This window comes from Streptomyces sp. RGM 3693, from assembly GCF_050471125.1.
In the GTDB taxonomy this organism is placed as follows: Bacteria; Actinomycetota; Actinomycetes; order Streptomycetales; family Streptomycetaceae; genus Streptomyces.
Genome location: NZ_JBMPPQ010000004.1, coordinates 625,369 through 639,605 on the forward strand (window position 1 = coordinate 625,369; position 14,237 = coordinate 639,605).

12 protein-coding genes are annotated in these 14,237 nt (G+C 71.3%); 4 read left to right on the forward strand and 8 right to left on the reverse strand.

Annotated elements, in window-relative coordinates; translation table 11 throughout:
- Positions 1 to 36: 36 nt before the first annotated feature.
- Positions 37 to 132 carry a glutamine synthetase gene (locus tag ACO0M4_RS38990; protein WP_430375888.1) on the reverse strand — a complete coding sequence of 32 codons (96 nt, stop codon included), beginning with the start codon at positions 130 to 132 and terminating at the stop codon, positions 37 to 39.
- Positions 133 to 753: 621 nt separating this feature from the next.
- Here ACO0M4_RS38990 and ACO0M4_RS38995 point away from each other — a divergent pair.
- The gene (locus ACO0M4_RS38995; RefSeq protein ID WP_430375890.1) at positions 754 to 996 is read left to right on the forward strand and encodes a hypothetical protein; all 243 of its coding nucleotides are present in this window, start codon (positions 754 to 756) and stop codon (positions 994 to 996) included.
- 429 nt (positions 997 to 1,425) lie between these two features.
- On the opposite strand, the gene glnA is transcribed toward ACO0M4_RS38995, so the two are convergent.
- From glnA to ACO0M4_RS39010, 3 genes are all read right to left on the reverse strand, one after another.
- Positions 1,426 to 2,787: a type I glutamate--ammonia ligase gene (gene glnA, locus ACO0M4_RS39000; protein ID WP_430375891.1), complete on the reverse strand. Its 1,362-nt coding sequence runs from the start codon at positions 2,785 to 2,787 to the stop codon at positions 1,426 to 1,428.
- 312 nt (positions 2,788 to 3,099) lie between these two features.
- Complete coding sequence (locus ACO0M4_RS39005; protein WP_430376065.1) at positions 3,100 to 3,924, reverse strand: alpha/beta fold hydrolase; 825 nt, start codon at positions 3,922 to 3,924, stop codon at positions 3,100 to 3,102.
- Positions 3,925 to 3,947: 23 nt separating this feature from the next.
- Positions 3,948 to 4,679, reverse strand: a complete 732-nt coding sequence (locus ACO0M4_RS39010; protein ID WP_430376067.1) for a DUF998 domain-containing protein — start codon at positions 4,677 to 4,679, stop codon at positions 3,948 to 3,950.
- A 608-nt stretch (positions 4,680 to 5,287) separates the two neighbouring features.
- On the opposite strand from ACO0M4_RS39010, the gene ACO0M4_RS39015 reads away from it, so the two are divergent.
- A complete protein-coding gene (locus ACO0M4_RS39015) occupies positions 5,288 to 7,321 on the forward strand; it encodes a multicopper oxidase family protein (protein WP_430375893.1) in 2,034 nt (677 codons plus the stop codon).
- Between the two features lie 146 nt (positions 7,322 to 7,467).
- A complete protein-coding gene (locus ACO0M4_RS39020) occupies positions 7,468 to 9,222 on the forward strand; it encodes an NAD+ synthase (protein ID WP_430375894.1) in 1,755 nt (584 codons plus the stop codon).
- Between the two features lie 44 nt (positions 9,223 to 9,266).
- Here the strand turns inward: ACO0M4_RS39020 and ACO0M4_RS39025 are convergent, their stop codons facing one another.
- From ACO0M4_RS39025 to ACO0M4_RS39035, 3 genes are all read right to left on the reverse strand, one after another.
- The gene (locus ACO0M4_RS39025) at positions 9,267 to 10,496 is read right to left on the reverse strand and encodes an MFS transporter (RefSeq protein WP_430375895.1); all 1,230 of its coding nucleotides are present in this window, start codon (positions 10,494 to 10,496) and stop codon (positions 9,267 to 9,269) included.
- A 238-nt stretch (positions 10,497 to 10,734) separates the two neighbouring features.
- Positions 10,735 to 10,893, reverse strand: a complete 159-nt coding sequence (locus ACO0M4_RS39030) for a hypothetical protein (protein WP_430375897.1) — start codon at positions 10,891 to 10,893, stop codon at positions 10,735 to 10,737.
- A gap of 11 nt (positions 10,894 to 10,904) precedes the next feature.
- Positions 10,905 to 11,336, reverse strand: coding sequence for a hypothetical protein (locus ACO0M4_RS39035; protein ID WP_430375899.1), 432 nt, complete (start codon positions 11,334 to 11,336; stop codon positions 10,905 to 10,907).
- A gap of 195 nt (positions 11,337 to 11,531) precedes the next feature.
- On the opposite strand from ACO0M4_RS39035, the gene ACO0M4_RS39040 reads away from it, so the two are divergent.
- Entirely contained in the window at positions 11,532 to 12,872 is a 1,341-nt protein-coding gene (locus tag ACO0M4_RS39040) for a hypothetical protein (RefSeq protein ID WP_430375900.1), read from the forward strand.
- Positions 12,873 to 13,109: 237 nt separating this feature from the next.
- Here ACO0M4_RS39040 and ACO0M4_RS39045 read toward each other — a convergent pair whose 3' ends face one another.
- Positions 13,110 to 14,030: an endonuclease/exonuclease/phosphatase family protein gene (locus tag ACO0M4_RS39045; protein WP_430376068.1), complete on the reverse strand. Its 921-nt coding sequence runs from the start codon at positions 14,028 to 14,030 to the stop codon at positions 13,110 to 13,112.
- Positions 14,031 to 14,237: the final 207 nt, after the last annotated feature.

The following is a 14,237-nucleotide window of genomic DNA, read 5'->3' on the forward strand; positions in this document are numbered from 1 at the left end:
TGACGGGTCGGCTCGGACACAGGGGCTGGTCCGGGGTCAGCGCACCGGCGGCATCGTCCGCAGCTCGGAGGCGGTGGCCTCGGAGGGGTACTCCTCCCACTGCTGCTTCTCGTTGCGGAGGGATCGACGCATGGTGCTCCTCACCCGAAACGACTCTACCGGCGGGCCCTCTGACCTGCGGCGGAGCGGTCGTCATCGGTCGGTCGTCGGACGCCCACGGACGGACCGCGGACGGACCGGCACGGGGCCGCCCCTGCCTGCGGGGGCCGACCGCCAACGTTAGCGGCTCCGCCGGCGCCGTCGTAGGGCGCTGATCACTGTGTCAGCGGTTCGTGGCCGGGTCGGTGTCAGCAGTTGGTGGCCGGGTCGGCAGATGTTCGCCGGGGCCGGCGCCAGGAGTTCTCCCCGACCGCCTCCCTGCCCCGCCCGCCCAGAGGCACCGGCGAAAGGGCGGACGGCACGCGCGAAAGGATGCGGAAGGATGCGGAGAGCCCCGAAAGGGTTCGGAAGGGTTCGGTGAGATTCGGAAAGCACGGCGGCGGTACACCACACCTCTTTGCGTTTATCGGGCCGAGGCCGATCCTTATGGCCACGAAAGGCCAGTGAAGTAGGCACCGCGAAAAGCCAGTTCACCGGATTCCCCGTGATTCACCCGATCAGCCGCACTCCGGGCGAAACCCACCCCGGGAGCATGCATGGTGATTGAGTGAACGCTCTGCCAGATGAATCGCCCGAAGAAAGGAGTACTTCGACATGAATCACCCGAAGAAGACTGTTTCGCGAATATTCATGGTCAGCGCCGCCCTGGGCATCGCTCTCGCGGCAGGGTCGGCGACGGCCACCTCCGCCATCGCCGCGACGCCGCTCGCCTCCCACGTCACCGCGAAGGCCCCGGCTGCCCCGTCGCGCGCCGCCGACGGCCACGGCCGCCACCACGGTGGGGGCGAAGGCGACGAGGGAGACTGCAAGGGCCTCATCGTCCTCCTCTGTGCGTGACGGGTATCCCGCACGGGCCCGGGCGAGACTGAGGAGGAGGGCAATGTTCCCGCGCTGTTCCCCCTCGGGCTCACCCAGTGCCTGAAGTCGGCACCTCGGCGAGGAATTCGCGAACACGGAAATCCCGCTGTCCGGCGGGCCGGAATGCGATTCCCTCGCCCGAATCGCCGCCGTTTCCCCTTACGGCTTTCCGTCAAGGCATTCCGTCTGCACTTTCCGCCCGCGCATTCCGGCAAGAATGCGCGGCGCGGCGTTCAATCCTTCGACGACTCCGCAACAAGGAAGTGCAGACACCGTGCACGGTGCCGGATATCGCCGTGAATTTCCACCGGGAGACGGCCCGGGGAGGGCGGGACGGGCGTGGGAGCCCACGTCAACTACCGTGGACCCCCACGCCGTTCCCCGCTGGAGAAGCGCTCCGACCTGCGGTTACAGCACCGGCAGCATCTTCCGCAGCTCGAAGGCGGTGACCTCGGAGCGGTACTCCTCCCACTCCTGCTTCTTGTTGCGCAGGAAGAAGTCGAAGACGTGCTCACCAAGGGTCTCGGCGAGCAGTTCGCTGCGCTCCATCAGGGCGATGGCCTCGCCGAGGTTCTGCGGCAGTGGCTCGATGCCCATCGCCCGGCGCTCGGAGTCGGACAGCGCCCATACGTCGTCGTCGGCGCCGGCCGGGAGTTCGTAGCCCTCCTCGATGCCCTTGAGGCCGGCCGCGAGCAGGACCGCGTAGGCGAGGTAGGGGTTGGCGCCGGAGTCGACGGAGCGGACCTCGACGCGGGTGGAGCCCATCTTTCCGGGCTTGTACATCGGGACGCGGATCAGCGCGGAGCGGTTGTTGTGGCCCCAGCAGATGTACGAGGGGGCCTCGCCGCCGGCGCCCGCGGTGCGGTTGGCGCCGCCCCAGATGCGCTTGTAGGAGTTGACCCACTGGTTGGTGACGGCGGAGATCTCGCCGGCGTGCCGGAGCAGGCCGGCGATGAAGGAGCGTCCCACCTTGGAGAGCTGGTACTCGGCGCCCGACTCGTGGAAGGCGTTGCGGTCGCCCTCGAAGAGGGAGAGGTGGGTGTGCATGCCCGAACCCGGGTACTCCGAGAACGGCTTGGGCATGAAGGTGGCCTGGACGCCCTGCTCCAGCGCGACCTGCTTCATCACCAGCCGGAAGGTCATGATGTTGTCGGCGGTGGAGAGCGCGTCGGCGTAGCGCAGGTCGATCTCCTGCTGGCCGGGGGCGCCCTCGTGGTGGCTGAACTCCACCGAGATGCCCATCGACTCCAGCATGGTGATCGCCTGGCGGCGGAAGTCCATCCCCACGTTCTGCGGGGTGTGGTCGAAGTAGCCGGAGGAGTCGCCGGGGATCGGCCGGGAGCCGTCCACCGGCTTGTCCTTGAGCAGGAAGAACTCGATCTCGGGGTGGGTGTAGAAGGTGAAACCGAGGTCGGAGGTCTTGGCCAGGATCCGCTTGAGGACGAACCGCGGGTCGGCGTACGAGGGCGAGCCGTCCGGCATCAGGATGTCGCAGAACATCCGGGCGGTGCCCGGGGCCTCGGCGCGCCACGGCAGGATCTGGAACGTGCCAGGGTCGGGCTTGGCGATCATGTCGGACTCGTAGACGCGGGCGAAGCCCTCGATCGCGGAGCCGTCGAAGCCGATGCCCTCGTCGAATGCCTGCTCCAGCTCGGCCGGAGCCACCGCCACGGACTTCAGGAACCCGAGGACGTCGGTGAACCACAGCCGGACGAAGCGGATGTCACGCTCTTCCAACGTCCGGAGCACAAACTCCTGCTGCTTGTCCATGGTTCACCAATCCTTGCAGGTCATTCGGCCTGTCCACGCGCGGGGATCATCGCGTTCCGGCCCACCAGTATCACGTCAGCGGGTTACCGTCACATTACGCACCCTTGGCCTGAATCAGAACCGCCGACCCGTGACCCCCTCCTCGGTTCCTTCCCGCATCCTCCCCGCCGCGACCAGGGTCGGTGCCCGGCGGCGCGCAGCGCGAGGGCCTTGGCCCAGTCTTGGACGCTCCGTGAACCCCTGTTGACCCGGTACGGAGCGCTCCGTATGGCCGTGTTCGGCCGGTGGGCGCCGCCGCCGGGGGGGGCGCCCTCAGTGCAGGTCCAGCACCGCCCGCGCCACCGCCGCCGGCGCATCGGCCATGACCAGGTGGCCGGCCGGGGCGGCGACCGTGAAGCGGCCGCCGAGCGCGCCGGCGAGCACCCGCTGCCGTTCCAGCCACCGCAGCTCGCCCGCGGACTCGCTGCCGTCGTACGCCGCCAGGACGGCGACCGGGACGGCCGGCATCGGGCGGTGGCGGCGCAGTGCGACCAGGTCCGCGGCCTGGTAGGGGTAGCCGGCGTTCTCCAGGGCGCAGGCCCGCAGCACCCGGCTGGTGCGGTAGCCGGCGCGTGCCCAGCGGTGCTGCGGGTGGCGGCCCACCGTCCCGGCGCGGGTGATCAGGCGACGGGCGACGGGACCGAGGAGCTGCGGCAGCCCGGCCGCGGAGAGCGCGCCCGCCGCCCCCCGCGCCCAGGCGGCGCGGACCGCCCGCGGCAGCCGGGGCCGGGGGTCCTCCTCGACGCTGCCGTCGACGAGCACCAGACCGGCGCAGCGGGCGGGGTGCAGTCGGGCGAACGCCTCGGCGTGGAAACCGGCGAGGGAGTGGCCGACGACGGTGGCCGACGCCCGGTGGCCGAGGGCGTCCAGGAGGGCGGCGATCCGGTCCGCCTCGCCGGCGAGGTCGGGCGGCGCCGTGGCCGGCGCGCTCAGGCCCAGGCCGGGGCGGTCGAAGCGGACGACGGTGCGGTGCGGGACGAGCAGCGCGGCGACCGCGTCCCAGTCGAACCAGGCCATGCCGAGGCCGCCGCTGAGCACCACGACCGGGCCGCTGCCCTCGCTCAGCACGTGCAGCGGCAGCCCGCCGACGCGCACCATCCGGCCGGGGGTGGGGCGGGGGGTCACGGTTCTCCTCGCGGTGGGGTCGCATGATCCGGGGGTGGGTCCTGGGCTGCGACCGGGGTGCCGGCCCGGGCGCCGCGGCGGGCGTTTTGTGCCACGCAGCCGGCGAGCAGGGCGACGTAGAGCGCGACCAGCAGCACCTGGAGGCGCTGGCCGACGCCGAGCGCCCAGGTGTCCCGGCCCGCGGTGAGGACGGCGACCTCGGCCAGCGTCCAGAGGGTGGCCGCGAGTTCGGCCAGCACCAGCGGCGGGCCGAGGCGGGCGAGCGCGGGCCAGTGGCCGTACCGGCGGGCCGCAACGGTCAACAGGACCAGCGCGGCCAGCGCACCGAGCATGGCCAGCGTGCTGCTGACGGCGTGCGCGGTGTGGGTGGCCGGGACCAGTCCGGCGGTCTCCCGGGCGGCGCACACCGGGTCGCTGGTGGGTGCGCAGCTCAGCGGCAGTCGGGAGTCCAGCGCGGTGGCGGCGCCGAAGAGGGCCAGGGCGGAGAAGCCGGCCACCGTCCAGGGCCGGCGCTCCGTAGTGGCGAGCGCGGTCAGCGCGCCGGCCAGCACCAGCAGCCCGGCGACCAGGTCGGTGGCGCGGAACAGCCCGCCCAGCGGCTGGTCGGCGGCGGCCAGCTCGCTGACGTACGCCCGCACCGGGTCCAGCCCCGTGGCGAGCACCAGCTCCAGCACCCAGGCGGTGTAGGCGAGCGCGCCGAGCAGCAGCACGACCGCGGCGGCAGCCACTCCGGTGGAGCCGGTGCTTGCCCCGGAGGGGGCCGCAGTGCCGGGGGCGGGTCGGGTCGGGCGCACGGACATCCTGGTGTTCGGGTGGTCCCGACGGCGCGTCCGGAATGCCGGATACGCCGGGGGCGCGGGAAACCCAAGAATAGGCAGACGGTCCACCGGACGCGGCGAGCGCGGCGCGATGGGCCACCTCCGGGGTCGGTGCCCCGGGAGCAAGGGTGCGTCCTGGGTCCGTCCGGTGAATCAGGTGGATCGGGTGGATCAGGGTCGGACAGGCCCCGGCCGTGATCCACCGGACTGCCCCCAGGTCTCCGGTCGTCGAGAGGTCCGCGATGGGTGAACACCGCAAGGCCGCCGCGCAGCGCGGCCGCCCGTTGCACGGGCCCTGGCCGATATCCCCGGCCGCCGCGTCGGCCACGCCTCGCCCGACCGCCGGCTGAGTGCGCAGGAGCGCACCCGGCCGCCTCAGGGCCTCCGACGCCCCCGGCCCCACCTCCGTCCGTCCGACGTCCGAGGTGCCCCCATCGGGCCGGGGGATCCCCACACCTGCCGGAGTCCGCGGTCGCCCTCGCTCCCCCGTCCCCGACATCGCCAGAGGTGCTCAACCCATGGATTCCCTTCCCACACACTCCCGCCGTGGCGTACTCGGCGCGGGGATCGCGGTCGCCGGCGGCAGCCTGCTGGCCTCGTCCGCCGGCACCGCCGGTGCGACCTCCCGCTCGGACGCCCGGCGCGACGACAACCGTTCCAGCAGCGGCCGCTACGTCGACCCGTACGGCCCGGAGGTCGCCGAGGCCGAGGGCCAGCGCTACTCCTCCGGGCGGGTGCGCCGGCTGCACCTCGAGGCTCGGGAAGCCCGGATCGACCTCGGCAGCCGGACCGTCGACACCTGGGTGTACGGAGACCGGCTGCCGGGCGAGGTGATCCGGCTCACCGCGGGCGAAACCCTGTCGGTGAACTTCGTCAACAGCCTGCCGCAGTCGACCACGCTGCACTGGCACGGGCTGGCGCTGCGCAACGACATGGACGGCGTCCCCGACATCACCCAGCGCGCGATCAGACCCGGCGGCTCCTTCCACTACCACTTCAGGGTCACCCAACCCGGTACCTACTGGATGCATCCGCACGTCGGCGTCCAGCAGGACCACGGGCTCTACGCCCCGCTGATCGTCGACGACCCCAGGGAGCCGCTGGAGTACGACCACGAATGGGTCGTCGTCCTGGACGACTGGCTCGACGGGGTGGACGGCAGCAACCCCGACGCCGTGTTGAACGAGCTGAACCACGGCCGCGGCTCCATGCACGGGAGCAGCGGCTCCGACCACGACTCCGACCACGGACACGAGCACAACGACGGTCATGACCAGGGGCCGGGCCACGGCAGCCACGGCACGGATCACAGCAACAGCAACAGCAGTCACAGCAACGGCAGCCACAACAGCAACGGCCACAGCAAGAGCAACAGCAGTCACAGCGACAGCGCCAGCAAGGGCAACGTCAAGCACCGCGACCACAACAGCCACAGCAGTAACGGCAGTGGGACGGCGGACCCCAGCTGGGTGCCCCCGGTCTTCCCGGACGTGGACCTCAACAAGCTCGTCCCCAACCTGAGGGATTCGCCCCTCAACGACCTGCGCCTGGGCCTGGGCCTGGCGGACCAGAGCCTGAACAGCGCCGGCCTGGGCAACCTGCCCCTGCACGGCATGAACGCCGGTGCGGTCGCCGGCGCGGCGTCCATGGCCACGGCACGGGCGAGCCGCGGCGCACGCCGCGACGACGGCCCCGGGCACGGCCGCAAAGGGTCGTCCCGACTCCTGGGGAACAGCGCCCACAGCGCCGTGCTGGGCAGCATGCCGGGCAACGTGAACTACCCCTACCACCTCATCAACGGCCGCACGAAGAGGGACCCGGACACCTTCCGGGCCCGGCCCGGCGACCGGATCCGGATCCGCTTCATCAACGCCGGCGGTGACACCGCCTACCGGGTGGCGCTGGGCGGCCACCACATGACCGTGACGCACACCGACGGCTACCCGGTGGAGCACGCCCGCGCCGAGCAGCTGCTGATCGGCATGGCCGAGCGCTACGACGTCCTGGTCACCGCCGGGTCCGGGGTCTTCCCGCTGGTCGCCGTCGCCGACGGCAAGGGCCGGGGCAAGAGCGCGCTGGCCGTGCTGCGCACCGCGGGCGGCCGGGCGCCGGACTCCTCGGCCCACCCCAAGGAGCTGGAGGGCCGGCTGACGACCGCGGACCGGCTCCGGGCGGACGAGAGCGTGCGGGGCCGGAACCGGCAGCCGGACCGCGTCCTGAACTTGAAGCTCACCGGCGACATGGATCGCTTCGACTGGGCGTTCAACGGGCACCCGTACACCCCGTCACAGCGCTATCCGATCCGGGAGGGCGAGCGGGTGCGGATGGTGTTCCGCAACGACACCACGATGTGGCACCCGGTGCACCTGCACGGGCACGGCTTCACGCTGCCCGATGGCGGGCCGCGCAAGGACACCACGATCGTGCGGCCCAACCAGCGCCTCGCGGTCGACTTCGACGCCGACAACCCGGGGCTGTGGATGCTGCACTGCCACAACATCTACCACTCGGAGTCGGGGATGATGACGGTCCTCGGCTACCTGCGGAAATGAGGGCCGCTCCGGCCGGCCCGGTGTGCTCCGCCGGGCCGGCCGGAGGCGTCTCCGCCCCCTCACGGCCCCCTGTAACACCGTCACAGGGGGCCGCCGTGCGCCGTCACACACCCCCATTGCGTCAGAAAGACGATTAGACTGGCGGGGTGCCTCAACTTCGTCTCGCCCTCAATCAGATCGATTCCTGCGTCGGCGACCTCACCCGGAACGCCGAGACGATCGTGCACTGGACCCGGCACGCCGCCGGCCAGGGCGCGCACCTCGTCGCGTTCCCCGAGATGGCACTGACCGGCTACCCCGTCGAAGACCTCGCGCTGCGCCCGTCGTTCGTCGAGGCGAGCCGGGCGGCACTGACCGCACTGGCCGCCCGGCTCGCCGCGGAGGGGCTGGGCGACGTCCCGGTCGTCGTCGGCTACCTCGACCGCTGCGCGCAGGCGCTGCCCCGCTACGGCCGGCCGGCCGGCGCCCCGCAGAACGCGGCGGCGGTGCTGCACCGCGGCACGGTCGCGCTCACCTTCGCCAAGCACCACCTGCCCAACTACGGCGTCTTCGACGAGTTCCGCTACTTCGTCCCCGGCGACACCCTGCCGGTCGTCCGGGTCCACGGCATCGACGTGGCGCTGGCGATCTGCGAGGACCTGTGGCAGGAGGGCGGCCGGGTGCCCGCCGCGCGCAGCGCCGGCGCCGGGCTGCTGCTGTCCGTCAACGCCTCGCCGTACGAGCGGGACAAGGACGACACTCGGCTGGAGCTGGTCCGCAAGCGGGCTCAGGAGGCCGGCTGCACGACCGCCTACCTGGCGATGATGGGCGGGCAGGACGAGCTGGTCTTCGACGGCGACTCGATCGTCGTCGACGAGGACGGCGGGGTGATCGCGCGGGCCCCGCAGTTCGCCGAGGGGTGCGTGCTGGTCGATCTGGAGTTGCCCGCCGCCGCGCCGGAACCGCCGTCCGGGGTGCTGGACGACGGGCTGCGGGTGGACCACATCGTGCTCTCCGCCGACCCCCTGCCGCCGTACCCCCCGCAGACCCTCGGTGGGCAGGCCGAACGCCTCGGCGACCTGGAGGAGATCTACACCGCCCTGGTCGTCGGGCTGCGCGCCTACGTCGCCAAGAACGGTTTCCGCAGCGTGCTGCTCGGGCTGTCCGGCGGGATCGACTCCGCGCTGGTGGCCGCGCTGGCCTGCGACGCGGTCGGCGCCGAGCAGGTGCACGCGGTCGCGATGCCCTCGCGTTACTCCACCGAGCACTCCCTCGGCGACGCCGCCGAACTGGCCCGCCGCACCGGGCTGCACTTCCGCACGGTGCCGATCGGCCCGATGTTCGACGCCTACATGGCAACGCTGGGGCTGACCGGGCTCGCCGAGGAGAACCTCCAGGCGCGGCTGCGCGGCACGGCCCTGATGGCGCTCTCCAACCAGGAGGGTCACCTGGTCCTCGCGCCGGGCAACAAGTCCGAGCTGGCGTGCGGCTATTCGACGCTCTACGGCGACTCGGTCGGCGGCTACGGCCCGATCAAGGACGTCTACAAGACCGTCATCTACGAGCTGGCGCGCTGGCGTAACGAAGCCGCCGCCGAACGCGGCCAGACCCCGCCGATCCCCGAGCACTCGATCAGCAAGCCGCCCAGCGCCGAGCTCCGGCCCGGCCAGGTCGACACCGACTCACTGCCGGACTACGCGGTGCTGGACCGGATCCTGGAGCTGTACGTCGACCGCGACCGGGGCCGCGAGGAGATCGTGGCGCAGGGCTTCGACGCGGCGCTGGTGACCCGGGTGCTGCGGATGGTGGACCGCGCCGAGTACAAGCGCCGGCAGTACCCGCCGGGTACCAAGATCTCCGCCAAGGGCTTCGGGAAGGACCGGCGGCTGCCGATCACGAACCACTGGCGAGAGGGGTCCTAGGGCCGGTCCGGTGGGTCGGGGTCGGGGTCGGGGTCGGACAGGCCCTAACGGCCGGCGGGGTCCGCCACCGCGGGCCCGGCCGCCGGCGCCGGCTCGCCGTCCCCGCCGCGCGCCACGATGCGGCTGTCGTGGGCGCCGCGGTCCAACAGGCCGGCCACCAACGCCACCACCAGGCCGGCGGCGGCCAGGACGGCGCCGGCCAGGGTGGGCGAGGTCCAGCCCCAGCCCGCCGAGAGGACCAGCCCGCCGATCCAGGCGCCGCCCGCGTTCGCGAGGTTGAACGCGGACTGGTTGGAGGCGGCGGCCAGGGTGGGCGCTTGCTGCGCCTTGTTCATCACCAGCATCTGCAGCGGTGTGGTGGTCAGGAAGCCGGTGGCGCCGATGAGGACCACGCCGACCAGCGCCGCCCACTTCACCGGGGCGGCGAAGTGGAAGGCCACCAGGACCAGGGCGAGCGCGCCGAGGGATCCGTAGAGGGTGGGGCGCAGGGCGCGGTCGGTGAGCGGGCCGGCGGCCAGCGCGCCGAGCGTCATGCCGATGCCGAAGAGGGCGAGGACCAGCGGGACCGAGCCGGCGGCGAAGCCGGTGACCTCGGTCATCATCGAGGCCAGATAGCTGTAGACGGCGAAGATCCCGGCGAAGCCGAAGACGGTGGTGAGCAGGCCGAGCAGCACCTGGCGGTTGCCGAGGGCGCGCAGTTCGCGGCCCAGTCCGGTGTGCGCCTCGGCCGGCAGCGGCGGGATCAGCCGGGCCAGGGAGGCCATCGCGACCAGGCCGATGGCGGCCACGACGAGGAAGGTGGCGCGCCAGCCGAGGTGTTGGCCGAGCAGGGTGGCCGCGGGCACGCCGACGATGTTGGCGATGGTCAGGCCGAGGAACATGGTGGCCACCGCACGGGCCTGACGGCCCTCGCGCACCAGACGGGCGGCGACCACCGCACCGACGCCGAAGAACGCGCCGTGCGGGAGACCGGCCAGCAGCCGGCCGGCGATCAGCAGGCCGAAGGTGGGGGCGAGGGCGGAGGCGAGGTTGCCGACCGTGAAGACCGCCATCAGCGCGAGGAGCATCCGCTTGCGGGGGATGCGGGAGCCGAGGGCGGTCAGGAGGGGTGCGCCGATGACGACGCCGAGGGCGTAGGCGGAGACGAGGTAGCCGGCGGTGGGCACGGAGGTGCCCAGATCGTCCGCGACGTCGGGCAGCAGGCCCATCATCACGAATTCGGTGGTGCCTATTCCGAATGCGGCGACTGCGAGAGCAAGCAGGGCCAAGGGCATAGTGCGGTGGTCCTCCGGCGAGGTGGGGTGCTGGTGGTGTCAGGAACGGCCGACCACGTTGTCGGGCACGGGGAAAGGGCCGGTGTGCTCACACCGGCCCTCGAAGCTCTCATGTGCAGCCACGTACTGCATCCTCGTATTCCCGGATGCAGTACGTGGCGTTTACCACAGCGGTGGCCGGCAGGGCCACGGACACTACGCCCGCCGCCGCATGCGGGGCTGGCCAACCGCTGCAGTATCAGCCATGGGCCTCGGCGTAGTGGCGGCGCAGCAGGACGTTGCAGTCGCTCTCGGCACTCCGATCGCCCCGCCGGATCGCGTCGGCACGCTGCTGGTGAAGGGTGCAGCACCGGTGGCAGTCGGCGACGGGCTGGGGGACTTCCGGCCAGGTGGGCATCGAACCGTAGATCACTGGTGCTCGGCTCCGGGGTGGCGTGTGTGCTGCTGGATCGCTTCGCGCAACGTGTCGGCTTCGTGGCACAGCTGCCCGGGGGAACGGCGCTGAGCTGCCCTCGCGCCGGAAGCATTGGCTGTCACCTGCCCCTGTGGTGACCATTCCACGTCGGCGTTCCGCTCCGCCTCGATCGCGTCGGGGTGCGTCGTCCACTCCACTCCCCCACTGACCGGGGCAAGCCAGGCCATAGGTGCCGTGCCCGGCACTTTCATCACAGGGCCGAGCTCCGGCCGTTCGACGTCGGGGGCGAGAGCTCGAAAAATGCCGACACGGTCGTCGTGGGCGTGGTCGATGACCCTGTGGCCGAGCAAAGGGTGTTCCCAATGTCCCAGTCCCAAAGGGCGGCTGGCGCCGGAGGCGGGCGCAGTGATTCTTGCCTTCGTCATCATGAGCACCTTGAGTCGAGGGGAGGCGAACCACCCTTTCGTTGTCCGTTGGAGAACCAGGCAACGAAGGGCACGTCAACCGGCCGCCAGAGAAGTCCTGACGACTGGTATTCACCCAACCCCCTCATGCGGCGCTGGGTAAGAGAGCAGAGTGAGGAGACGGTTGAACAGGTTGAACACACTCAGGGGTGTGAGATGGCACGACGGGAAAGAACACCGAACACCGCGCTCGCAAGCCTGATGCAAGAGGGTCGGATCGAGAACGCACAGCTGGCGCGTGCCGTGAACCGCCTCGGTAAAGAGAGCGGAGTGCCCCTGCACTACGACAAGTCCTCGGTGTCCCACTGGCTCAAGGGATCCCTGCCGAAACCGGAGGCGCGACCGGCCCTCGTCGAGGCACTCTCCCAGCTCCTTCGCCGACCAGTAACGTCCGCCGACGCGGGCCTCGGCGACGCTGACGAGCCCAGCAGCTCTGCCGATGTGGTGTCTGGGCTGATCGACCTTGGAAAGGCAGACATGGATCCCTCACGCCGAGCAGTGCTCAGCGCAGGTCTCTACTCGGCTCTGCTGATCGTGCCTCACTTCGACGACCTGGCCGGTCGATACCATGCGACCGCAGCCGGACGCACGGCCCGGATCGGCATGAGCGACGTGGCCACGGTCCGTGCCATGACCGAGAAGATCGCCGACATTCTTGACGATCTCGGCGGCGGCCACGCGCGCCCCATGGCGGCGTCGTTCCTCGTCAATTCGGTGCAGACCTACCTACGTGCAGACGGCACCGAGGAAACGCAGAAGGCGATGCGCTCCGCCGCAGCCGATCTCATCTACCTCACAGGCTGGATGGCCATGTACGAGCGGCATCAACGGCTGGGACAGCGGTATTACGTGAAGGCCCTCGAACTCGCCGGCGAAGGGGAGGACCACCTCACGTACTGCCGCACTTTGCGGGGGATGGCACTTCAAGCCTCGCACCTCGGCTATGGGAACAAGGCTCTTGAGCTCGCCGACTCCGCTGCCGAGGCGGCACCCGCCGCCGGTCCACGCCTGGTTGCCTTCCTCCGGGGCCAGCAGGCCCACGGCGCGGCAATGGTCAACGATCGCAGGCAAGCGTTCCGGCGATTGGAGGGGGCGGAGAAGGCGCTGTCCAGGGCAGACGGTCGGAACGATGCGGTGGGCGGCTACGACCGTGCCGCCTACGAATTCCATGTCGCGCATGTGTTGTGGGAACTCGGCGACCGCTCCGGATCGGTCAAGGCGCTACGCCGGTCCAACCGGTACCGGCCGGTGCAGGAACGGCAAGGCCGCGTGCACGCCAACGGGCTCCTCGCCACGCGTCTTCTAGAGATGCGGCACGTTGAGGAATCGTGCGACGTGTGGAGCCGCTTCCTGGACGACTACGCCGGGATCTCCAGCGCCCGCGGCGACGAACACTTCACCACGCTGCGCAACGACCTGCGCCCGTACCACAAACTGGCCGTCGTTCGCGAGCTCACCGCACGTGTCCAGGACGTGGCACACCTCAAGGCCGCGTAGCAACACGGTCGGCGTGCGCGAGGAACCCGCAGCTGACGCATGCGAATGCGGCCTGGGCGATGCGGTTCTCCTTGGCCACGTGTCCGCAAGCGGGGCACGTACGGGTGAGGGTCCCCGGATGAAGCCTCGGGGAGTGTTGCGGGCGTTCACGCTTCGTGTGAACGCCCGCGTCGGCGGTGCCGCCGGGCGCCGTCCTGCCGACGCGGGCCGCTCGCCCGGCCGCCGCTGCGGCCGGGCTCAGACCTTCACGGTGGCCGCCACCGGCCGGTGGTCGCTGCCAGTCGCCGGCAGCACCCACGCCTTGACCGGGTCGATCCCCTTCATCAGGATCTGGTCGATCCGGGCCATCGGGAAACCGGCCGGGTAGCTGAAACCGAGGCCGTCGCCCGCCGCGCCCTGGGCAGAGCGCAGCTGCGAGGTCAGCGGGGCCAGCGAGCGGTCGTTCATGGTGCCGTTGAGGTCGCCGAGGAGCATGACCTGCCGCACCGGGTCGGCGGCGATCGCCTCGCCGAGCGCCCGGGCGCTGCCGTCGCGCTGGTTGGCGGTGAAGCCCTTGTCGACGTTGACCCGCACCGACGGCATGTGGGCGACGTAGAACGCGATCTGCCGGCCGTCGGAGGCGGTGAGGGTGGCGCGCAGCGCCCGGACCCAGCCGATCTTGATGTCCACCGGCCGGACGTCGGCCAGCGGGCGCTTGCTCCACAGCCCGACGGTGCCCTGCACGGTGTGGTACGGGTACGTGTCGGCCAGACCCTTGCGGTACGCGGGCAGCGCGTTGCCGGTCAGTTCCTCCAGGGCGACCACGTCGGCGCCGGACGCCACGATGTCGCGGGCGGTGCCCGCCGGATCGAGGTTGCCCGCGTCGACGTTGTGGGTGAGCACGGTCAAGTTGCCGCCGGTGCCGGACTTGTCGGTGAGCTGCCCGCCGAAGAGGCTGACCCAGGCGACGAGCGGCAGCAGCAGCGCCACCAGCGCGGTCGCCGAGCGACGCACCAGGGCGCAGACCAGCAGCAGCGGGACGCCCAGCCCCAGCCACGGCAGGAAGGTCTCCAGCAAACTCCCGAAGTTCCCCACGGTGTTGGGGATCCGGGCGTGCAGCACCATCGCCAGCCCGAGGAGGACCGCGAGCACCGCGAGGATGATGCCGCGCCGCCACATCCCTTCGCGGCGCCACCAGTTCCGCAGGCGTCCGGTCCGGGAACCGGCCCGCTCGGACCCCTGACCCTGCCCCGGCTCCGTCATGTACGCCTGCGCCATTCCGCTGTCCTCACTGCCTTGCCGCGCTGCTCCGGTGCGCCTCACCTGTGATCGTCGACCCTAGGCGATGGCTGTGAAACGCTCTCTTAGATCCGCGTTCCGCCGGAC

Excerpts from the sequence above, each read along its gene's own strand:
- ACO0M4_RS38990 (WP_430375888.1), bottom strand. The coding sequence starts at position 132 with ATGCGTCGATCCCTCCGCAACGAGAAGCAGCAGTGGGAGGAGTACCCC.
- ACO0M4_RS38995 (WP_430375890.1), top strand. The coding sequence starts at position 754 with ATGAATCACCCGAAGAAGACTGTTTCGCGAATATTCATGGTCAGCGCC.
- glnA (WP_430375891.1), bottom strand. The coding sequence starts at position 2,787 with ATGGACAAGCAGCAGGAGTTTGTGCTCCGGACGTTGGAAGAGCGTGAC.
- ACO0M4_RS39005 (WP_430376065.1), bottom strand. The coding sequence starts at position 3,924 with ATGGTGCGCGTCGGCGGGCTGCCGCTGCACGTGCTGAGCGAGGGCAGC.
- ACO0M4_RS39015 (WP_430375893.1), top strand. The coding sequence starts at position 5,288 with ATGGATTCCCTTCCCACACACTCCCGCCGTGGCGTACTCGGCGCGGGG.
- ACO0M4_RS39025 (WP_430375895.1), bottom strand. The coding sequence starts at position 10,496 with ATGCCCTTGGCCCTGCTTGCTCTCGCAGTCGCCGCATTCGGAATAGGC.
- ACO0M4_RS39030 (WP_430375897.1), bottom strand. The coding sequence starts at position 10,893 with ATGCCCACCTGGCCGGAAGTCCCCCAGCCCGTCGCCGACTGCCACCGG.
- ACO0M4_RS39035 (WP_430375899.1), bottom strand. The coding sequence starts at position 11,336 with ATGACGAAGGCAAGAATCACTGCGCCCGCCTCCGGCGCCAGCCGCCCT.
- ACO0M4_RS39040 (WP_430375900.1), top strand. The coding sequence starts at position 11,532 with ATGGCACGACGGGAAAGAACACCGAACACCGCGCTCGCAAGCCTGATG.
- ACO0M4_RS39045 (WP_430376068.1), bottom strand. The coding sequence starts at position 14,030 with ATGTGGCGGCGCGGCATCATCCTCGCGGTGCTCGCGGTCCTCCTCGGG.